The organism is Clostridia bacterium, assembly GCA_035561135.1.
Classification (GTDB): Bacteria; Acidobacteriota; Terriglobia; order Terriglobales; family Acidobacteriaceae; genus DATMYA01.
In genome coordinates, this window is record DATMYA010000008.1 from 463,595 (window position 1) to 485,512 (window position 21,918).

15 protein-coding genes are annotated in these 21,918 nt (G+C 58.1%); 9 read left to right on the plus strand and 6 right to left on the minus strand.

The window, feature by feature from the left end; genetic code table 11:
• The first annotated feature begins 387 nt into the window (after positions 1 to 387).
• The gene (locus VN622_02160) at positions 388 to 681 is read left to right on the plus strand and encodes a DUF3467 domain-containing protein (GenBank protein HWR34656.1); all 294 of its coding nucleotides are present in this window, start codon (positions 388 to 390) and stop codon (positions 679 to 681) included.
• A 26-nt stretch (positions 682 to 707) separates the two neighbouring features.
• A complete protein-coding gene (locus tag VN622_02165) occupies positions 708 to 2,357 on the plus strand; it encodes a glycosyltransferase family 39 protein (GenBank protein ID HWR34657.1) in 1,650 nt (549 codons plus the stop codon).
• A 62-nt stretch (positions 2,358 to 2,419) separates the two neighbouring features.
• Here VN622_02165 and VN622_02170 read toward each other — a convergent pair whose 3' ends face one another.
• Both VN622_02170 and VN622_02175 read right to left on the minus strand, forming a co-directional pair.
• On the minus strand, positions 2,420 to 3,136 hold the full coding sequence (locus VN622_02170) for a uracil-DNA glycosylase (GenBank protein HWR34658.1): 717 nt from the start codon (positions 3,134 to 3,136) through the stop codon (positions 2,420 to 2,422).
• A gap of 210 nt (positions 3,137 to 3,346) precedes the next feature.
• Complete coding sequence (locus tag VN622_02175) at positions 3,347 to 3,649, minus strand: antibiotic biosynthesis monooxygenase (GenBank protein ID HWR34659.1); 303 nt, start codon at positions 3,647 to 3,649, stop codon at positions 3,347 to 3,349.
• A gap of 278 nt (positions 3,650 to 3,927) precedes the next feature.
• Between VN622_02175 and tig the strand changes: the two genes are divergently transcribed.
• The 5 genes from tig (at position 3,928) to yihA (ending at position 11,066) form a co-directional block, all read left to right on the plus strand.
• Positions 3,928 to 5,235: a trigger factor gene (gene tig / locus VN622_02180; GenBank protein ID HWR34660.1), complete on the plus strand. Its 1,308-nt coding sequence runs from the start codon at positions 3,928 to 3,930 to the stop codon at positions 5,233 to 5,235.
• A gap of 98 nt (positions 5,236 to 5,333) precedes the next feature.
• Complete coding sequence (gene clpP, locus VN622_02185; protein HWR34661.1) at positions 5,334 to 5,918, plus strand: ATP-dependent Clp endopeptidase proteolytic subunit ClpP; 585 nt, start codon at positions 5,334 to 5,336, stop codon at positions 5,916 to 5,918.
• A 293-nt stretch (positions 5,919 to 6,211) separates the two neighbouring features.
• Positions 6,212 to 7,489 (plus strand): ATP-dependent Clp protease ATP-binding subunit ClpX, encoded by a 1,278-nt coding sequence (gene clpX, locus VN622_02190; GenBank protein HWR34662.1) that lies wholly within the window; start codon positions 6,212 to 6,214, stop codon positions 7,487 to 7,489.
• A gap of 312 nt (positions 7,490 to 7,801) precedes the next feature.
• Positions 7,802 to 10,207, plus strand: a complete 2,406-nt coding sequence (lon, locus tag VN622_02195; GenBank protein ID HWR34663.1) for an endopeptidase La — start codon at positions 7,802 to 7,804, stop codon at positions 10,205 to 10,207.
• Between the two features lie 244 nt (positions 10,208 to 10,451).
• Positions 10,452 to 11,066, plus strand: coding sequence for a ribosome biogenesis GTP-binding protein YihA/YsxC (yihA, locus tag VN622_02200; GenBank protein ID HWR34664.1), 615 nt, complete (start codon positions 10,452 to 10,454; stop codon positions 11,064 to 11,066).
• Between the two features lie 188 nt (positions 11,067 to 11,254).
• Here the strand turns inward: yihA and VN622_02205 are convergent, their stop codons facing one another.
• Genes VN622_02205 through bamA form a run of 4 tightly spaced genes read right to left on the minus strand, consistent with a single transcriptional unit; the run spans position 11,255 to position 19,896 of the window.
• Positions 11,255 to 11,917 carry a protein-L-isoaspartate(D-aspartate) O-methyltransferase gene (locus VN622_02205; protein ID HWR34665.1) on the minus strand — a complete coding sequence of 221 codons (663 nt, stop codon included), beginning with the start codon at positions 11,915 to 11,917 and terminating at the stop codon, positions 11,255 to 11,257.
• A gap of 30 nt (positions 11,918 to 11,947) precedes the next feature.
• Positions 11,948 to 16,060: a translocation/assembly module TamB domain-containing protein gene (locus tag VN622_02210; GenBank protein ID HWR34666.1), complete on the minus strand. Its 4,113-nt coding sequence runs from the start codon at positions 16,058 to 16,060 to the stop codon at positions 11,948 to 11,950.
• Positions 16,061 to 16,081: 21 nt separating this feature from the next.
• Positions 16,082 to 16,795 carry a SurA N-terminal domain-containing protein gene (locus tag VN622_02215; GenBank protein HWR34667.1) on the minus strand — a complete coding sequence of 238 codons (714 nt, stop codon included), beginning with the start codon at positions 16,793 to 16,795 and terminating at the stop codon, positions 16,082 to 16,084.
• Positions 16,795 to 19,896, minus strand: coding sequence for an outer membrane protein assembly factor BamA (gene bamA / locus VN622_02220; GenBank protein ID HWR34668.1), 3,102 nt, complete (start codon positions 19,894 to 19,896; stop codon positions 16,795 to 16,797). Before bamA ends, VN622_02215 begins: the two co-directional genes overlap by 1 nt.
• 207 nt (positions 19,897 to 20,103) lie before the next feature.
• Here bamA and VN622_02225 point away from each other — a divergent pair, with 207 nt between their 5' ends.
• Positions 20,104 to 21,132 carry a ThiF family adenylyltransferase gene (locus tag VN622_02225; protein ID HWR34669.1) on the plus strand — a complete coding sequence of 343 codons (1,029 nt, stop codon included), beginning with the start codon at positions 20,104 to 20,106 and terminating at the stop codon, positions 21,130 to 21,132.
• A gap of 306 nt (positions 21,133 to 21,438) precedes the next feature.
• Complete coding sequence (locus VN622_02230; protein ID HWR34670.1) at positions 21,439 to 21,888, plus strand: hypothetical protein; 450 nt, start codon at positions 21,439 to 21,441, stop codon at positions 21,886 to 21,888.
• Positions 21,889 to 21,918: the final 30 nt, after the last annotated feature.

Genomic DNA, 21,918 nt, shown 5'->3' on the forward strand with positions numbered 1-21,918 from the left:
GTGCCCAGTGGTCGGTTGTATGGGCTTGTCTCTCGCAGAACCGCGGTGCGGGAAATGCGCATAAATACTGGACTATCTCAGTTCATGCAAACCGCGCTAAGTTGTTGATTGTTCGTGCGCCGTGAACTTAGGATCTGGCGGGTAACTCCGTGGGGGTTCGAGTCCCCCCTTTCGCACCAAGAGCTTGGGGCCGATATAAGAATCGGCCCTTCTTCATTGTGCCGAACACCGACCCAGCTCATACCTCGTAAAGCCGGCACAAGGACGTTCGGGACCGGCAAATCCAAATTCATTGAACGAAAGAGCAGAGATCACCGACGGCACAGGTTTCTTGCGCATCCGTTTGTCTGATAGGCTGGGCGAACCACACTTGCAGCGAGGTTAACAATGGCCGCTCCACAGCAGCCCGAAATCAACGTAAGCAATACCGAAGACTACCGCGAGAATTATGCCAACAGCGTGCAGGTGCGCGTTAACGTTTGGGACTTTTTTCTGTGCTTTGGGACTCTGACGCCCGCGTCCGAAGAACGGCTGGAGGTGCGTAACTTCCAGGGCATCTATCTGAGTCCGCAGCAAGCCAAGGCGCTCGCAAACATCCTGGCGCAGAATCTCGTGAACTACGAGCAGACGTTCGGAGAGATCAAACTCGATCCGCGAATGGCATCCGGGCCAATCCACTAATCCAGCAATCTCAAGAACAACGGCCGATGCTCGCGCACGACAATTCGACCAGCAAACGGCACGGGCCTGTCCGTGCGCGTGCCAGTATCGCCGACAGGCCGTTGCTTCTTTTCGCGCTCATCTTTTGCGCCATATTCGCGCTTCATGCACCCGTGTTGCGCCTTCCGTATTTCTGGGATGAGGCGGGATACTTTGTGCCGGCGGCGCGAGACTTGCTGCTTACCGGCGACCTGATTCCGAAAACCACGCTTTCGAATGCGCACCCACCGCTGGTGATGGCGTGGCTTGCACTGTGGTGGAAGTTCAGCAACTACACGCCGGCGGTGTCGCGCACAGCCATGCTTCTGGTGGCGGCCTTCGCGCTCCTGGGTGTGTGGCGGCTGGCACGGAGTGTCGCGAACGAGAAAGTCGCGGCAGCCTCTGTCATTTTGACGGCGCTTTATCCGGTGTTCTTTGCACAGAGTTCGCTGGCGCAACTGGATATCGCGGTGGCGGCGCTGACAATCTGGGGCGTGACGATGTACGTTGAGCAGCGCCGCGTGGCTGCCATCGTCTTCTTCTCGCTGGCGGCCGTGGCGAAGGAGACCGCGCTGGTAGCACCGTTCGCGATTTTCGGATGGGAGCTGGTTTGTCCCCTCATCGCACGCTGGCGCGGTGCCGAATTGTGCGGTCACCGACCCCGGCTGGCGCAAACGTTCTCGCTGCTGCTGACGGCTGTTCCGCTGGCCCTCTGGTACGCGTACCACTACCACCGCACGGGCTTCGCGCTGGGCAATCCCGAATATCTGAAGTACAACCTGGGCGCGACGATAAGCCCCCTGCGGATCGTGCTCGCGGGAATGCAGCGGTTGTGGCAGGCGTTTGGGTACATGAATCTTTTCGTGCTGACGATGCCCGCATGGTTGGCCATGCAATATCCGCCTCTGGTTGATGACGGACGAGAGCGGCAGCGCATCAGCATCCCCGTGCAACTTGTCTTCCTGGCGCTGGTGCTGGCGCACGTGGTTGCGTTTGCGGTGCTCGGCGGCGCAGTGCTGGCGCGGTATATGCTCCCTGTGGTTCCGCTGGTGATCATCGTTTCGGTTTCTACCCTGTATCGCAGGATCCGGAGGTGGACGCAGTGGGTGGCGCTGGTGGCGGTAGCATTCGTGATGGCGCTGTTGATGAATCCGCCATGGCGCATCGCGCCGGAAGACAATCTCGCTTATACGGACTTCGTGCGGCTGCACAAGCAGGCTGCCGTCCTGTTGGAGACGAAGTACGCCGATGATCGCGTATTGACGGCCTGGCCGGCCTCGGACGAACTGAACCGGCCATTCCTGGCGTATGTGAAGAAACCGCTAACGGTCGTGCGCGTTGAGAACTTTACGTTGCCGCAAGTGATGGCCGCGGCGCAGCAGCCGGACGCGTTCGACGTGGCATTCGTTTTCTCGACAAAGTATGAGCCGCCCCGAAACTTGCTGTCACGTTTCGGGTGGTGGGAGCGGATGCAGGAACGCTTCTTCGACTACCATCGCGATCTGCCGCCCGAGGTGATCGCCGAGATGCTGCATGGAAGAATCGCATGGGAGCGTCGGCAGGGTGGGCAGTGGGCTGCGGTCATCGAAATAGACAAAATCAGGAATGCGGAGTTGCAGCCACTCAGCACTCAGGGTTCGGCGGTTAGGAATCCGTAGTCACTGTTCAATAACCAGCTTCGCTAACGAAGCCAGATAGGTTCGCGCCTGTCCGCAGCGTCTTAGCGCTCCGCTAGTTTCTTCGCTGTTCTGAAAACATCCGTAAACATCTTCTCGGTCAGCTTGCCGGTTGCCGTGTTCTGGTTCGACGGGTGATAGCTCGCAATCAGTGTGACTCCGTTCGGCATCTTGTAGCGCTCGCTATGGCCGAACACATACTCCTTCTTGGTCGCGATAATCCCCTTGCGCTTGAGGTAATTCAGATACGCCTCGAAACCGATCTTCCCTAGCGCGACCACAACCTTTACGTTTTCGAGTGCTTGCAGTTCGCGATCGAGAAAGGGCGAGCAGGCGGCGATCTCGTCTGGTGTCGGCTTGTTGCCGGGCGGAGCGCAGCGCACCGCGGCCGTGATGTAGCAGTCGATCAAGCGCATGCCATCTTCGCGATGATCGGCGTTGGATTGCGAAGCGAATCCCGTCTTGTGCAGAACGGGGTACATGAAGCGTCCCGACATGTCTCCGGTGAACGGGCGACCAGTGCGATTGGAACCGTGCGCACCGGGAGCGAGGCCGAGAATGAGCACGCGCGCCTTCGGGTCGCCGAAGCCGGGCACGGGCTTCGCCCAGTACTCCCACTCCATGTAGGCGCGACGCTTCTCACGGCCAACATTTTCACAGTGAGCAACCAGCCGAGGGCAGCGTCGGCAGGCAACAACTTCCTGATGCAGAAGGGTAAGCGCGGAGGACATTGCTCCTATTGTAGAACCGCCGGTCGTCATTTGACCTTCAGCGGTTAAACAGGCTGCTGAAAGAGTCCTACTCTTGAAGACATTGGCCCTCAGCGGCTAATAAGGCCGACGTTCATTCAGTGCGACTTACGGCACGCCTGAAGGCGTGCCCTTTCAAACAGCTAATTTTCAGCAGGCATTCAAGAAATCGCGTCAGCAGACCGTAAGCCGCTGAGTTACGCCGGAAGCGCGCTACACCCTCTATCCCACAGCTTCGAAGATACCGAGGAGTTGTTCGCTTTCGGTCAAGTTCTCACATTGCCGGTCGATGGCTTCGTATTGCGACGAACTACGCTGGCGGAACTTCTGAAATTCGGAGCGTGAAGTCCAGCGATCGATGGTGAGATAGCGTCGCGTTTGGTCGGCATCGCGCAGCAGGGTGGTTCCCCGGTACGCTGGATCATTGGCGAAGAGCCTGGCCCAGATGCCAGACGACGAGTAGAGAACCTCGAATTCTTCTTCCCTGCCCTCGCGCACCTGGAATTCCCAGACAATATCGATCATTGGCGTCGCTCGATGTCGCGACTTGTCTTTTTCATGGCGGGAACATTGTACTGAAGGAACGTACTGAAGGGATCGTTTTGGAAGGCGAAATGGAAAACAGCTTCCGCTCGTTTGACCGCATTCCTTTGCGTCTCTTAAACTAGAGATTCGCGGAGCCTTCACTCGGCGGCCGCTGTCCAGTTCATTCTTTAGACCGGCAAGTTTTTGTCGGCGCATGCACGGCCGCTTTGATCCGGCCCAACTGATCGAAATCCTGTCGTCCCCGGAAGGCACTAACCTTGACTTCTACCGAAACAAAGAACGAAAACGTGAGCGCGTGCACCCGCGAGGTTTCCATCGAGATTCCCGCCGATGTCGTGACGCGCCAAACCGAGTCTGTCATCAGCAAGTATCAGAAGATGGCCCGCATCCCGGGCTTCCGCCGCGGCAAGACGCCGGCGACGATCATCCGCCAGAAGTTTATGGAAGACATCCGCACGGAGGTCGCGGAGACGCTCATTCCGAAATACTTCAAGGAAGAAGCGGAAAAGCAGAGCCTTGTGCCGGTATCACAGCCTCGAGTGACCGATCTGCATATCCATGACGGCGAACCGCTACGGTTCAAGGCAACATTTGAGGTAATGCCGGAAATCGAAGTGAGCGGATATCAGGAACTCCGTCCAGAGCCTGTGGTGGTCACGGTCACCGACGAAGAAGTCGGGCAGACGCTGGAGAACATTCGCCAACAGCACGCGACATATACCAATGTAGAAGAAGATCGCCCGTTGCAGGATGGCGACTTCGCGCAGGCCAGTTTCAAAGGTTCTGCTAAGACGGATGGCGAATCGCCTGCCGAAGGTGAAAACAAACCGGTCGAGATGGACGAAGTGCTAGTGGAGATTGGCGGCAGCAACACCATCGCAGAATTTTCAGAAAACCTGCGAGGCGCCAAGGCGGGAGAGGAACGCAATTTCGAAGTTACTTACCCCCAGGATTTCTCCGATCAGCGCCTCTCCGGCAAGACCTTCCAGTACCAGGTGAAGATCAAAGGCATCAAACAAAAGAGCGTGCCCGAATTGAATGACGAGTTCGTTAAGGAACTGGGTGGCGAATTCACCACGCTCGACGAATTGAAGGCGAAGATCCGCGAGGGCATGCAGCAAGAGAAGGAGCACCAGGCCGAGCATCAGGCAAAAGACAAGATCGTCGAGGATCTGGTGAACAAGTATCAGTTCGACGTTCCTGACTCACTGGTTGAGCAACAGATCGATGTGCGTCTCGACAGGGGTTTGCGCGCTCTGGCCGCGCAGGGAATGAAGACGGAAGATTTGAAGAAGCTGGATTTTGCGCGTTTGCGCGATGGACAGAGGGAAGCTGCGAAGCGTGAAGTTAAGGCGTCTCTGCTGCTGGAAAAGATTGCTGACAGTGAGAAGATCGAAGTGAGCGATGATGAGTTAGCAAGAGAGATTGAGGGGATCGCGCGGCAGATGAACCAGACGCCGGAAGCCATCCGGGCTCGTTTGACACAGGATGGGGCCGTCGATAGAATCCGGGACAGAATCCGCAACGAAAAAGCCCTCGAATTTTTGTACCGCAGATCCGCATAGGGCGGGCTGCTTTCCACCCTTTCCTACAATCAAGCAACTCGGAAGTGTAGGCACGGGCTGAGGCACCCACGCGGGGCCGCACAAAAGGAGCGGAAACTATGCTTGTGCCCATGGTGATCGAACAAACCAGCAGGGGCGAGCGCGCGTACGACATCTACTCCCGGTTGCTGCGGGACAACATCATCTTCATCGGCACTCCTATCGACGACAATGTGGCGAACCTGGTGATCGCCCAGTTGCTGTTCCTGGAAGCCGAGGACCCGGAGAAGGATATCTCGTTGTACATCAACTCGCCGGGCGGCTCGATTACGGCGGGCATGGCAATCTACGACACGATGCAGTTCATCCGTCCAGACGTTACGACAATCTGCATTGGACAGGCAGCTTCAATGGCTGCGCTGCTGCTAACGGCCGGCGCCGCAGGCAAGCGTTATGCTCTCCCCACTTCACGTATTCTGATCCATCAGCCGCTTATGTCCGGACTCTCGGGCCAGGCGACCGATATCGACATCCATGCCCGGGAGATCCTGCGGATGCGCGAGATCACGAACCAGCTGCTCGCCAAACACACAGGCCAACAACTGGAAAAGGTGGAGAAGGATGTCGAGCGTGACTTCATCATGAACGCGCAACAGGCGAAGGAATACGGGATCATCGACGACATCATCTACAAGCACAAATAGTAGATGACGGTGGGCCATTGAACCTTCAGCAGGGTAGTAGGGTAATTGACGGATTTCACGCGGCCCAGACTTGAGAGATGATCGGCGTATTGCATATCCCTCCGATCGGATTATCCGGGCGGCACGGTTAACAAAGCATTAGCAATGGGAAGCAGCTCCGGAGCTTGACCATCCCCGGGGTGAACAATCGGGAACGTCTCTCCGACCGGCGCTACATCAGCCATCCGTTTGAATGGCTCTGTAAATGCGAGGAAGCCGGGAAGGGCGTGCAGGTGAAGTAAAAGGAGTATCCATTGAAATCCAGGTCCGGTTCTGATGAAGTATTACGGTGTTCGTTCTGTCACAAGTCCCAGGACGCCGTAGCAAAACTGATTTCTTCGCCTAGCGACTACCCTCGCGCCTATATTTGCGATGAGTGTGTTGCGGTCTGCAATTCCATTCTGGAAGACGATCGCACAGAAGCGCAGCCGGCCGCCGCTCCGAACCATCTGCCCAAGCCTCACGAAGTGAAAGTGTTTCTCGATGAGTACGTGATTGGGCAGGAGCAGACCAAGAAGAAGCTGGCTGTTGCCGTCTACAACCACTACAAGCGCGTGTACATGAACCGGCAGCGGACCAGCGAAGTCGAACTGGCCAAGTCGAATATTCTGCTGATTGGCCCTACTGGCACAGGCAAGACGCTGCTTGCACAGACGCTGGCCAAGATGCTGGATGTGCCTTTTGCAATCGTGGACGCGACGACACTGACCGAAGCGGGTTACGTCGGCGAAGACGTTGAGAACATCATCCTGAAGCTGCTGCAAGCGGCGGACGGCGATGTGGCTCGCGCGCAGACTGGCATCATCTACATCGACGAGATCGATAAGATCGGGCGGAAGGACGAGAACCCGTCCATCACTCGCGACGTAAGCGGTGAAGGCGTGCAGCAGGCCTTGCTGAAAATTCTTGAGGGGACGGTTGCCAATGTTCCACCCCAGGGTGGACGCAAGCACCCGCACCAGGAGTTCACGCCGGTCGATACGACAAACATTCTGTTCATCTGTGGCGGCGCGTTCGTCGGACTGGAGCGCATCATCGGCAGGCGTGTGGGCAAGCGAGCGATGGGCTTCCGCAGCGGTGAAGAGGGCGGCGACAATGAACTCCTGGGCGGCCAGAAGCGCGACAGTGAGTTGTTGCAGCGCGCGGAGCCGCAGGACCTTGTCAAGTTCGGACTGATTCCAGAATTCGTTGGCCGCATGCCCGTCATGGGCGTACTTAGCGACCTTGACGAGAGTGCTCTCGTCGAAATCCTTACGCGTCCAAAGAATGCAATTGTGAAACAGTACCAGCGGCTGTTTGAATTCGAGAACGTTCGCTTAAGGTTCACCGACGATGCACTGCGCGCGATTTCGCGCGAAGCGATGCAACGCAAGGTTGGAGCGCGTGGCCTCCGCATGATCCTGGAAGAACTGATGCTCGACTTGATGTATCACTTGCCGAGCCAGAAGAAGCTGAAGGAATTTGAGGTGACGAGCGAGATGGTAGAAAAGCGCGAACTCTCGTCGCCCCTCATTGAAAAACAAGCCAGCTAGGTTACGGATTCGCCTGAAACGCCCGGCCAGGAGCCGGGCGTTTCAGTTTTCCGTACAACGCGACTTGGCGGTTCAATTACTAAAGTATAAGAAGCTTGTTGCCGAAGGCGTTTGCAGGTTCGCCCCGTTTCCGGCCCCATTCCCGGAATCATATTGGTACCGTTCTAAGAAGGTTCGGGACTGGGTAGCAGCGGTTGCCGACGCGTGTCTGATGTAGTAGGCTCGAATTACAGATGTACGTGCGGCAATCTGGGGAATAGCTTGCAAGTGATTGATTTTGCAAGCCATAGCCGCACAGGAAAGCGGGGCAGAGTGACTCAAGTGAAGGAAAAATTCGAGACGCGTAAGCTGCCGATGATGCCCATTCGGGACGTCGTCATCTTCCCGCACATGATGACGCCATTCGTCGTCGGTCGCGAGTCCAGCGTGCGCGCCTTGGAAGAGGCGTTAGCGTCGGACAAGAAGATATTCTTGGCAACACAGCACGACGCCAGCGTTGACGAGCCGAAGCCGAACGAGATTTACCAGGTCGGCACGATCGTCAACATCGTCCAGAGTCTCAAGTTACCCGACGGAAACATCAAGGTTCTGGTTGAAGGTATCGAGCGCGGCAAGATTCTGCAGGTGATCGACACTGACGGCTTCTACGAATCGACTGTTCGGACCGTGAAGTATACGCCCGAGGTGACGCCGCAAATCGAGTCGGCGATGCAGCGCGTGATCTCGCTGTTTGAACAGTACGTAAAGCTCTGCCAATCGCTGAACTACGAGACAATGGCCGCCACCGTCCGCATGGAAGATATGTCCAAGCTGACGGATACCATCGCGGCGAACCTGCAGCTCTCGATCGAGGAAAAACAGGAACTGCTGGAGATTTTCGACCCGGTGGAGCGACTGAACCGCGTCGCTGACGTACTCGATATCGAAATCGAGAAGTTGAACATGGACCGCACCATCCAGTCGCGCGTGAAGCGCCAGATGGAGCGAGCCCAGAAAGAGTACTACCTCAACGAGAAAATCAAAGCCATCCAGAAGGAACTGGGGCGCGGCGAAAAGAGCGAATGGGACGAGTTGAAGAAGAAGGTGGATTCGGCCGGAATGCCGAAGGATGTGCATGAGAAGGCTATCCAGGAACTGAAGAAGCTGGAAGCCATGCCGCCAATGTCCGCCGAGTCAACGGTTTCGCGCAACTACCTGGACTGGCTGCTCGCCGTTCCCTGGAAGAAGAAGTCCAAGGAAATCCGCAGCATCGAACATGCGGAGAAGATTCTCAACGAAGATCACTACGGGCTGGAGAAGATCAAGGACCGCATCCTTGAGTTCCTCGCCGTACGCCAACTTGTGAAGAATCCGAAGGGCTCGATCCTGTGCTTCGTGGGACCTCCCGGCGTGGGCAAGACTTCGCTTGGGATGTCGATCGCGAAGGCTACGGGGCGTAAGTTCGTGCGCATGTCGCTGGGCGGCGTGCGAGACGAAGCCGAGATCCGCGGACATCGCCGGACCTATATCGGTGCGCTGCCTGGCCAAATTATCCAGATGATGAAAAAGGCAGGAACCAAGAACCCGATCTTCATGCTGGATGAGGTCGACAAAATGTCGATGGACTTCCGCGGCGACCCGTCCTCGGCGCTGCTCGAAGTTCTCGATCCCGAACAGAACTTCATGTTCGTGGATCACTATCTCGACGTTGAGTACGACCTGTCGCAGGTGTTCTTTATCGCGACGGCAAACGTGATGCACACCATCCCTGCCCCGCTACAGGACCGCATGGAAGTGCTTCGTCTGCACGGCTACACCGAGCAGGAAAAACTGGAGATTGCGAAGCAATACCTGGTGAAAAAGCAACGCGAGCAAGCCGGCCTGACCGAAGCCAACATCAGATTCACGGAAGGTGGGCTGAAGCAGATCATCCGGTACTACACGCGGGAAGCAGGCGTCCGCAACGCCGAGCGCGAAATCGGCAACATCTGCCGCAAGGTGGCGCGCCGCGTTGTGAAGGATGGCGACAAGTACTCCATCGAAGTCACGGAGGCCAACGTCAGCGAGTTCCTGGGTGTTGAGAAGTTCCGCGACACGGCGGCGAACGACAGAAGCGAGATTGGAGTCGTCACGGGCCTTGCATGGACGGAAGTTGGCGGTTCAATTCTGAGCACAGAAGTTTCCGTCGTGGATGGCAAGGGCAAGCTGACGCTAACCGGAAAACTCGGGGACGTGATGCAGGAGTCGGCACAGGCTGCCATGAGCTACGTGCGCTCGCGCGCCCATGGTCTTGGCCTGCCCCGCGACTTCTATCGCAACGTCGATATCCACGTGCATGTGCCAGAAGGGGCTATCCCGAAAGACGGCCCGTCGGCCGGCATCACGATGGCTACCGCGCTGGCAAGCGCACTCAGCAAGATTCCTGTTCGGCGCGACGTCGCAATGACTGGCGAGATAACGCTGCGCGGCAAAGTGCTGGCGATCGGCGGCCTTAAGGAAAAACTACTGGCGGCACACCGCGCGGGCATCATGGAAGCCATCATGCCCAAGGAGAACGAGAAGGACCTGGCGGACCTTCCGGAGAATCTACGGAGCGAGATGAAGCTTCATTTCGTGGAAACCATGGATGACGTGCTGCGGCTTGCGCTGGAGCGTCCGCTGCCCGACGTGACGGCTGAAGAAGCGGCTCCGATCGGCACAATTCCTCCACCGCCGGAGTCGCCCACCGCGCGTCAGTAACATTAACATTGGCTTCAGGTGGAGCAGACCAACGTCGTGCTCCACCTGAGAGCCAAGGCCCCAAGCGACGGGCAGTCGGCGAACCAATGCCCGGGCATATTCCCCAGCCCGGGTTTCCTTCGGCAATTTTTTCAGCGACAAGCGAGGTACTCGAGTCGAGGCACTCGCGATATGATGTATAAGCAAACTGTGACATCGTGAACCGAGACGGCAAGGGCGCGGACACGACGCGAAATCGTAACTCATGAAAGTTCTAACCAAATTCATGATGTCGGCTGCCGACCCGCAGCGCTTCCCTTCGCCGGGAGCGCCCGAAGTCGCGTTCATCGGGCGATCAAACGTCGGCAAATCCAGCCTGATCAATTCGCTCGTGGGAAACAAGATCGCGAAGACAAGCAACACGCCCGGACGAACGCAGACGATCAACTTCTTTGAGATTCGCTGGCCAGGCCGCCCTCGGCCCGACATTGTTTTTGCCGACCTGCCCGGCTATGGATATGCTCGCGTGCCGCGCGAACTCACCCAGGAGTGGCCCAAGTTTATTGAGCCTTATCTCAGCCAGCGGCTTAATCTGGCGCTATGTCTCTGCCTGGTGGATGCCAATGTTCCGCCACAACAAAGCGATGCGCAGATGGTGGAGTGGCTTCGCACGACGAATCGGCCATTCATGGTGGTTGCAACAAAGGCAGACCGCGTCGGCACGCGTCTCGTGGCTTCACTTAACGCTCTCAAGAAGGAACTCGGGATAGAGACGATCGTTGCGTATTCGTCCAAAAGCGGCGCCGGACGCGATGAACTGTGGCGCGCCATTCGCGAAGCTGGCGAGCGACACCACGACGCGCAACCAGAGGCTTCCTAGAAAACCCTGAAGCAAAGCCGGGCGTTTCCGGGTACGTCTCACGACACGCTCATACTGCTGACAAAATCATGCTACGGACGATCTGCTTCGTTTCCAGCGAGGCACAAAGCAGGTCCTTCAAGATGACCCATCTCTCTTTCGAGTTCACTTGCTAGATTTGTCAGCTCCGAGTCAATCTTTGCGGCGTGTCAGCTTTCGAAGAAGCGGGTCTCGTCGATCAGCGGGACGAAGCGGCAGGCGTCGAGTTGGGTGATACGAGGCTCGCCGTGAAGCTTGCGCACGAGTTGAAGTGTTTGCACATCGGGCGGGCCAACGGGGATCACCATGTTGCCACCTTCGGCAAGTTGCGCGACCAGTGCATCGGGGATGCGCACCGCAGCAGCGGCGACGATGATGGCGTCGAACGGCGCTTGCTCGGGAAGACCCTTGCTGCCATCTCCGACCGCGACTACGACGTTCTTGTAACCGAGGCGGCTAAGAATTTCATTGGCCTGGCGTGCAAGCCCGGTATGTCGTTCGATGGTGTATACCTGTCCTGCGATCCGCGCCAGCACTGCCGCCTCGTATCCGGTGCCGGTACCGACTTCCAGCACCTTGTCTTCGGCGCGCAAAGCCAGCGCCTCGACCATGGCAGCGACGATATACGGCTGCGAAACGGTTTGGCCGGACGCGATGGGGAGAGGGTGATCGGCGTAGGCATCGCCCCAGTAGCCTGGATCGATGAACTCGTGTCGCGGCACCGTCTCCATGGCCGAGAGCACGCGTTCATCCCGTATGCCGCGCTGGCGCAGTTGCGTTTCAACCATCACGTTGCGCGCGACCCTGAAGCGGTCTGAAACATCTTCCGGCATATCGAACTGAAGCCACCGAAGAGGTTGATGCTATTTCTTGCGCTGACGCACCCTGATGTCGAAACCCAGGACACCGTTCTGGTCGCGCACCGCAAGGATAGAAACGTTGCGGTTCAGGTTGTACTCCATCTGGATGATCTGCTGCGCGGACTGCGACAGGTTTGTGATGTACGTCAGCGTGATCTTGTTCGAGACCTGCTGCTCGATCGTAAGCCGCGCGTTCGGGTTGTTCTCAGGCCCGCCGACCTGCGGGTCGATTTTAATCCTGCTCACGCCAAACAGTTTCTGCACGCGACTGCTGACGGTGGCGTTCAGAGCTTGTCCGAGCAGCGCGTTCGATGCCGTTTCCGTCATGTTAGGTAGCTGCTGCGGGTTGTACATCTGTGCCGTCGCAGATTCCTCGCGAGTTCGGCCGAGCGCCAGCAAGGCGATGATGTCGCCGGTCGGTAGCGGCGGGTCGGAACGATACGTAGTGCTCAGCTTGTCCACCGAGCCATGAAAGCCCAGCGAAATCTCATAATCCCGGACTCGCGCGGAGGCTTCAACATCCAGCACCGGCTCGATGCGAACCGGATTCGTGAACGTGATATCGCCACGCTCGAGGTGATACTTGGTCGCGTTGAAGAATACGTCGCCTTCCACGATGTTCACGCGTCCGAGGACCGTAGGATGGGTACCTGTGCCGCGCAGCCGCAGATCGACGTCGCCCGACACCTTGGCCAATGAGGTCTGTACCTGCAACTCCGGTGTGGAGATCACGTGTACGTCGAAGCGCAGGTTGTTAAGCGGCGAATCCGGCTTGGGCGTTTGCGGTGCCTGCTTACTGCTGGCGAGATAGAGCGCGAAGTCAAAGCGGGGATTCAGCCCGAACTTTGTGATCGTCACGTCGCCGGAGAGGAGCGAGTTCTTTATCGTTCCTGCGAGCATAAGGTCAGCATCGGCTGTCGCACTGATACCCGGCGGATAACGCAGCCGTATATCTTTTCCGCTTGCCGAAAGGTTGAAGGTGAAGGCGCGATCAAAGGTGATGAAGCCTCCGATGTTCAGCATGCCTCCGCCGCTACGGGCTGTCAGTTGCTGGACATGGAGGCGGTTTTGCGTGAACACCATGGTGCCATTGATGTCGCTGAGGCCATTCGGCAGGTCGATATACGAAATGCCTCCGTTCGAAATCTGTACCTGACCCTGCAATGCCGGGCGGTTGATCGTGCCTCCCACGGTGACGCCAAACTCGGATGTCCCGTAAGCCATCAGGTCGGGACCGAAGCTTTGCAGCAGCTTCATGTTCACTTTGCCGTCGAGCCTCAGGTTGAGTCTGCGAGCGCCGCCAAGTTCTGCGGTACCGCCGGCGTTGATAAAATGCGCCTCCTCACCTTCGAGGCGGAAGCTCTCGACGCGAATGACCTGGTTCGCCATGACGAAACGCAACGGCCTGGCACTCTGCACGCGAACATTCTCAACTTCGGCCGAGAACTGGTCGATGGTCGCAATGGCACTCAGCAGTTTCGGCTGCTTCAGCGGCCCGTCCACGACGATATTCCCGGCCATCGAGGAGCGCCCCGTAACGCTTCCTGTCACAAAGCTCTTTAACAAAGGATTGACGTTGAGGCTCCCAAACCGCACCACGAGATGACCAGGCATGTCTCCGCGCAGGTGGACGTTTCCGTCCATCGTGAGATTTGCGTTCTGGAAATTCGAACGCGCAGAGACCAGCATCTCCATTCCCTGTGTCTTTGCGTCGGCATTCAAGTCACCGAGCTTCTCACCGTTGACTACCAAATTACGCATCCGCAACCGAGCATTCAGGACAGGCTCCTTGAGCGTGCCCGAACCCGATGCATCCACGTTCAGCAATCCGTCCACCTGGAGCTTCTTCTGGAGTTGCTTGACTTGCGCCATGCGCAGGTCGGCTCCGTGCAAGTCGAAACGGAACACTTCCGATTTCGTGTTGTAAGCAGCTCCGCCGCGGACACGCCCGACATCGCTTTCGAGAACGATGTTACGGAGCTGAGCTTCCTGTCCGCCGAAAACGATGTCTGAGTTGAGGGAGCGAATCGGCTGGCCGTATGCCACGGCATCCGTGAGCGCGAAGCGCCCGCTGCCGTGCGTGTTGTTCTTTGTGCCGCTGACCTGGACGTTGGCGTCCAGCATGCCGGTGATGGGATAGTCGTAGCCGGCGATGGATTGCAACTCCGCGACTTCGGCGTTGGTGACGTTCAATCTGGCTGTGAATGGCGAAGCGTCGGTGAAAGATCCTTGCGTCAAGGTTGCGCTCGCGTCGATCTTGACTTGGGCATTTCCACGGCGCAGCGTGCCGTGGCTCACCGAAGCCTGGATCTGTGAATACTGCACATCGGCTGAGAGCCTGTCCCAATGTATGCGGCGCTGCACGGGCTGCGACCCTAACACGGGGATGGTTGCCGCGGCGTTCGCGAGCTGTGAGTTTTCAGCTACGCCCTGGCTGGGCTGCGTAGGTGCAGGCGTGTACACGGTCGTGAAATCCTGGAGTTCCAGGTGGCCTGCAAGCGAAGGCGCGGTTAACCTGCCCGACATGGTTCCGTTGAACGCCAGCACGCCGGCTATGTCGACGGGCAGCGGCTCCGGGCCACGCACGGCATCAATCAATGGCTTGAACTCGCCAACGTTGCTGCTGTCGATCGCAAAGCGCAGATTCGCGCGAGTTCTGCCAAGCGACCCGGTTGCGCTCAGCCGCGTCGCCCGCGTGACGAGGTTCATCTCTGACAAGTCCAGCGCCTGCGAGCGTGCGCTGTACGCCCCGCGTATGTTCGCCGTAACCGGAAGTTGCTCGGGAGGAACGAAGGCAGGCGGAGTCACGTCCAGCGCTATGGAGGCTTGAGTATCGGACGCCGATCCGGTCCACCGTGCAACGACTGTTCCGCCGGTAGCGCCAACGAGATTCAGCCGATCGAGCGGCACCTCGCGACTGGAGAGTGCTTCCGCGATTTGCTGTACCGGAATCGAGTGGATATTGAATGTGGCCGAACCCTGTTGCGGAGGATTTTTCGCCATGCCGCGAGCCTTCGCGATGTCCGGCGGTGGCGTCGTCATCCAGTTGCGAACGTTGGCTTCGCCTGTCACGGTTCCGCCGAAGACTCGCGCGAAAACATGCGATAACGAGAGACGATCCTGATCGAGCGAGAACTCCGAACCCGCGTAGGCATCGCGAAGGTGGACGTTGCCGTCGCTGTATTCGAGCGTCTTGATTTGCAGTTTGCCGTTGGACGAGAAGCCCTGAAGCGAGTAGGAGCCCTGCCCCTGCACGTTGAGCGTGCCGGCGCGCAACTCGCGCACTCGAGCAATGCTGGCAGCTTCGGCCAGGTTGGCGCTGACGTTATAGACGAGTTCAATCCTGGGCGCACGGAAATCGCTTATGCTTCCGTGTGCCTCCAGTTGCGTCTGTCCAGACGACCATTTGAGACCTTTTACCTCGGCGCGGTTCGGAAACACGCTGAACTGCACTTCCGCGAGGGATGAGAACGGCCGGTAATCCTGCAGCTTGGTATCAATCTTGCCGATGTGGATGCTGCCGTCGTAGCGCTTCGCATCCGCCTCGTAGGTCATGCCGGCGCGCAGGTCGCTCGCCGTGAAGTCCATAGGGATGCGCCGATGGTTCCAGATCAGCATCCCTTCCTGAACCTCTGCGCGTTCGATAGCGAGATCGAACAGCAACTGCACGGGATCGCGATTGCTCTGCTGCTTCACCTTCGGTGTCGGCTGGTTTGTGGTGCCATCGGGGTACACGATGATGTGCACGACCGGGCGGTTGATCGTAATCTGCCGAAGCCCGGCTTCCTTCCGAAGAAGCGAGATGATTTTGAGGCGCGCGTAGAGCCGGTCAGCATGCGCGTAGGGCAACTCGTCCGGCGATTCGAGGCCGTGGATGGTGATGTCCGTGGCCTCCACTTCCAGGGCCGAGAGGTTCCAGCGCAGAGTCTTCAACTCGACGCGACCACCGGTCATCTGCTCAAGTTGCGCAACAAGCCTGCCCCGAACGAAGTCGCGGAAACGTCCGCTGGTGAGGTACCAGGCAGCGACAACAACAAGCATGAGCAGAGACAGGCCGAGGACGGCCTGCACTACTGTGCTTCGCGTCGTGCGCGGATTGCTGTTGGCGTCTGCCATCTTCACTTCTACTCGCGACTTCTACTTCGCGCTGGCGGTCCCGTTCGCTGTGCCGCCGCCAGGCACCAACTGCGTGTCGGGTGTCGCGTGCGCCATGTGGACTTGGCTCTGGTTCCTTAGGTTCGACAGCCATGCGCTCAGGAGTTCATCCATGCGCTGTTGCGTGAGCAGTTCTTCAATGTTTCCCGAGACGGCGGGCAACGGCGCGATCTGCGCGCCCGTCTTCGTCAACTCCGGCACGAGTTTCTCGCGGTAATAGGCCTGTATGTTCTCCGTCTCTATGTGGACCGCGGGGCGCAACCGGAGATCGATGAATTGCAGCATCTCCATCTGTGCCTGAATGCGCTGTTCAAAATCAGCTGGTGTCATTCCGTAGGCGGCCAAAGCATTCCGCCAGCCGTCCTCGGTAGTTGTGCCTGGGACCTGCGAGCGTACCTGCACGATGCGTTCCTTCACCTGCTCCGGCGTAATACTCTGGATGCCTTGCATCTGCTGCCGCAACAGTTCCTGATCGATGAGGCGCTCGAGCGCAGCCCTCTGTTCCTGGATTGTGAACGTTTCAAGCTTGCGCCCTTGCAGGAATGCTTCGAAGCGCAGCGCATCCTCCCAGTCGCTCTCCATGAGCGGACGTCCGTTGACAGTCACGACGATGCGGTCGATGACGACGCCTGCTTGGATCGTCGCAAGGCCTGCGACCAGCATAACGAAAATGAGTACGAATGCCTTCCGTGCCATCAAAATGTTTGTCCAATACTGAAGAAGAAATTGAAGCGCCGCAGCGTTTCGGAATGGGGATTGGCGCCCTGGAGCACCTGGAACGCTGGCGGGTTCAGGTTATAGCCGAGGTCAAAGCGAACCGGACCGATCGGGGTGCGATAGCGTAACCCGCCACCGACAGCATGAGACATGTAATTGAAATCGCAAGTTGAGGTAAGGGTGCGACAACCCTCCCGATTCCGCTGCGAAAAGCGAACGAGGTTCTTCACCATCTGCTTCCCCTCGCCGAACACATTTCCCATGTCATGGAAGATAACGAAGCTCAGGTTCTCCTGCACAAAGGGCAGAGCGACCGGGGGCAAGCGAAGCTCAAGGTTGTTGACGAACATGGCGTTGCCGCCGAGTGGCGTGCCAGTCTGAGGGTCGCGCGGGCCCGCCTGGTTTATGGCGAAGCCGCGCAGCGAGTTCCCACCGCCGGCGAAGAAGCGCTCAGGCAACGGCACAAAGTCGGAGTTGGCGTACGGTGTCTCGAAACCGATACGAGTGTTGCGCGCAAAAACATAGTTGCGCTTGAAGGAGTGGTAGGTCGCGTTCTGAATCAGCAGCCGCCCGAAATTCGCCTCAGAGCCGAAGTAGCCGGAAGCCACACCAAAATCGGCGGTGGTGTAGTTGCCCTTGGTGGCGTTAATGGGATCGTCGCGACGATCTCGCAGCAGGATGATGCTGGGCATACCTACGCGTACCGGCTTGGAAAAAAGCGGAACGAGTTCGGGAGTAAACCCCTCAGGAAAACTCGCGGGGTCCACCTTCACGCGGCGGTAGGAAAAGCGGTACAGCAGGGTCGTGGCGCGGCTCAACACTTGCTCCAACTGGGTGGAGGCCTCCAGCCTTTCCGAGGCGAACGTGTTCACGTCGCGAGTGTTGTCGTAGAACGTGCTCACGGTGAAGCGCCAGTTCGGCAAGTCGAACCATCGCGGCGAGTCGAAGCTGAGCAGGGCGCGCCTCTGTAGCCGTCCTAATCTCGATTTGAAGATGATCGACTGATCTCGTCCGCGGAAGTTGATGCGGGTTACGTCAAACGATACGCGTGGGCTGACGCCCGTCTTGCCTTGCGGGGCGGTACCTGCACTCTGGTTTGCGCCTGTTGCGATTTCGATACCGAAGCCGTAGTTGAAGGTGTATCGCTTCGCTTCTCGGGTCTGGAACAGCAGGTTCTTGCGGACCGCGTCGCCATTTGGATTCTGCACGGCCATATTCACTTCATTGAAGATGCCGAGGTCGTACAGCCGTCTCTGAGACTCGAGCATCGCGGCCTGGCTGAGCGGATCACCCGGCTTGATGGCGAACTCCCGGGTTACGACGTGCGGCCTCGTGTTCTCCAGTCCGGAAACAAGGATGCGATCGACGAAGACTCTCTTCCCTTCGATGATCTTGTACACCACATCCATGCGGGTAGCATCGCCCGCATGCGGCTTTGCACTCGTTTCGAACTGTACGTCGGAGAAGCCGTGGTTGAAATAGTAGTTCACCACGGAGTCGCGGTCGCTGGCGACGTTCATATCCGAGAACGGCTGGCCTTCGATGGTGGTGAGCAGGCTGCGTACTTCTTCGGCGGGAATGGACGACGTGCCGACGATTTCCAGCGAGTTCACGCGTGTCTGCGGTCCTTCATCGATGCGAAGCACAACGCGCATGCGCCCGGAATCGCCATTCACGTTACCCTGCACTGCGGACGTAACCTTGACCTTCGCGAAGCCGTTCGCCTGGTACAAATTCTCTATGGACTGGATATCACGCGTGAGAATCGACTGGCTGAAGCGCCCGTGCGAAAGCAAAATCCCAGCCGGTTGCATAATGAGCCGTTCGCGAATGAGATCGCTACCGAAGTACTTGTTCCCCTCCAGAACTACGTCCGAGAGTTTGTGGCGTTCTCCGCGATTGATGTCGTAGACGATATGCAAGTGGTCGTCTCTTGGATCCGCTTCGTGTTTGAATTCGATAGCTACATCGAAATAACCCTGCGTCTGGAAATAGTCGCGCAGGTTACGACGGCCTTCATTCAGCAGGTCATCATCGACGGCGTTCTCCTCGTATACAGGAACATACTTCTTCAGCTGGCCTTTGCTGACCTTAGCGCCCTCAACGTGGATATCGACCGTGGGGCCACGCTGTATCTCAAACGTGTAATCGAGCGTGTTCGATTCGGGGTGATACTTTCGCTCGACAACCGCCACCTGCGACTCTAGGCGCTTCTGCTTCTGATACTTGTTACGAAGCCGCGTCAGAGCGCGAGTGATGGTATCGCCCCGAACCTTGTCGCCGCTGTGCAGCTTCGCAATGTCGCGTATCTGTCCGTCTGAATACCCTGGTTTGCCACGCACCACTACATCGCCGACGCGAGCAGGCTCTCCTCCCTGCACATGGAAGTTGATGTCCATCTGCTGCGTTTCGTCATGCGGAATCTCATCGGCCGTGATCGTCGCTTGGTAGAAGCCGTGGTCTTCCATGATCTTCTTCATACGCGTCAATGCGAGCTCTACCATCTCGTGCGTAAACATCTCGCCGAGGGCAAGCTTGCTGGCCGTCACGAGCTGGTTGGCACTCGGTCCACCCTTGGGAATGCCGTCTACCGTGATCCCGCCGATGAAGTAGTTTTCCCGTGCGACGAAAACCAGCGTTACCTGGTTATTCTGCGTCCGGTCGGCCTCAACCTGAAGTGAGGCGAAACGCCCCGTAGCATAGAGAGTTTGCAGACTGCTGCGTACCTTGACGCGATCGAGCGGCTCGCTCGGCTTCTGGGCAATGATGTCGAGCAGACTTTCATTCCTGGCGCCGCTGACGCCTCTAAAATCGATGTGATGGACAATCAGTCCCTGGAGGGAGGCGATGCCAGAGAGTCCCGGCAATAAGGAGGCCTGTTGTTTACTGGTCTCCGCAGAGCCAGGAAGTTGCGCGACACTGGTGTTCGTCTGCGACGCTGGGGTGTTCGTCTGCGAAGCGGGCACCGTACTTTGCTGGTTCTGAGCTGGGCCACCTGCCCAGACAGGAGTGAGCGCAACGAGCGCCAAGGCGGCGCAAGCGGCAATGCTCCTTACCAGTCCTGTGATACTGGCCAGCAATCGCTCTCCTGTCCAAAAAATAAGACCTGCCAGCCCCAGTTACGCTTATAACTGCTTCGATGAGCAAGCGCGCCGTGCTTGTTGTACCGCTAAGGCCGCGTAAGCCCATGATGCAACGGGGTTTCCCTGAAACCGATCCAGCCCGGCAAGCGCACCTGAATTTTCCTGGATGACAGGCCCTTATAATACCTGTTCAACCCTTCTACTATGGACAGCAAAGTGCGATTCGAAGAGCGGTATTCGCGGCAGATCCTTTTCCGCGGCATTGGAGTAGAAGGACAGCAGCGCCTGGCCCAGTCGCGCGTAGCCGTGGTTGGCTGCGGAGCGACCGGCTCTGCCCTTAGTTCCCTGCTCGCGCGCGCCGGAGTGGGACACCTGCGCGTCATTGATCGCGACTACATAGAGCCTAGCAATCTTCAGCGCCAGGTGCTGTTCGATGAGGCCGATGCGGCTGAGTCCCTGCCCAAGGCCATCGCAGCCGCGCGCAAGATTGGCGCATTCAACTCAGAGATCACCGTCGAACCGCAGGTCGCCGACCTGACGCCTTCCAACATCGATGAGCTTCTGCAAGACGCACAGATCGTGCTCGACGGGACCGATAATTTCGAGACGCGATACCTACTGAACGATTACGCGATTCAACATTCGGTGCCGTGGATCTATGCCGCTGCGGTTGGCAGCTATGCCGTAACCATGAACGTGCTGCCCGGCGAGACGGCGTGCCTGGCTTGCGTCTTTCCTGATTCGCCGAAGGGCATCGTCGAAACGTGCGACACGTCTGGCATCCTCAACTCTGCGGTGAACCTGGTGGCGTCGGTCGCGGCAACGGAGGCAACGAAGTTTCTGGTTGGCGCGACTGACAAGATGCGGCGAAGCTTGCTCTCGTTCGACGTCTGGAGCAACGATCATGCCGAGATCGGTACGGAACGGCCTCGCAAAGACTGCCGTGCGTGCGCCGAACACGACTTCGTTCACCTGGCTGGCGAAGGGCGTCCTCACATAACGATGTGCGGCCGCAACTCCGTGCAGATACACGAACGCAACCGGCCCATCGACTTCGGCGAAATCACACGGCGACTCGAACCGCACGGCACCGTGCGCCACAACGAGTTCGTGCTGAAATTCTGGCGCGATCCCTACGAAGTAACGCTCTTCCCCGACGGCCGCGCCATCGTTAAGGGCACAACCGATGCCTCCATCGCCCGCAGCCTGTACGCCAGATTCATCGGATCGTAAAAAGCAGACATCGGACGTCAGACGGCAGACGATAGACGTCGAACTCGTGCCGGCATCATCTGGGGAATTGCGCCTGGCAAGTCTGACCTTCCGTCCTCGTCATGCGCCTTGCGATCACGCCCGCGGCCTGCCCCCTGAAGTCTGCGTTCGTCGTCCGCCGTCTGCTGCCCGATGTCTGACGTCTGCGGTCCAATGTCTGCCGTCTGAAGTCTGAAGTCTGCCTTTTGGCATCCTCTGTTTACTTCCTGTTAATCCAACGTACGTTGATGGCGCTCGCGCAGAGTTGCGGGTGCGGGAGACTTCCGTATGAGGCAATTGCTGATTCTTCTAGGGCTGCTGTTGTGGTGCGCGTTGATGTCTGCACAGGTGCCGATTGCTGGCACGTTTTCCAGCCTCCCGCCACAGAGTGCAATCGTGGTCAGTGGTCCGGCGTTGTCGCCTCCAATCCTCGACCTGGGCAATGGACTCACGCCGCCCGTAGTGCTCAATAAGACATACGTTGTCGTGCCTACCTACGCCAATACGGAAGTGCAGCCCTCGACGGTCGGCTTGCCGCAAGGCGCAGAAATGCCACCGGTGGGCCGTCTGGGACAATTGCGCTTCGACTTCGTAGTTGCGGGCGGCGAGCCAGCCTACGGTTCCAAGGCTGCGCAAACCCGCAGTCTTGGCGAGATCGCTAGAGAGCGTCGCGGAACGAAATCGCAAGCAGGCCGCCTCTACACCAACGAGGATATCGACCGGGTGAAGCAGCAGTAAGCGTTGCGTAGCTGCACGAGTGACCGAGCT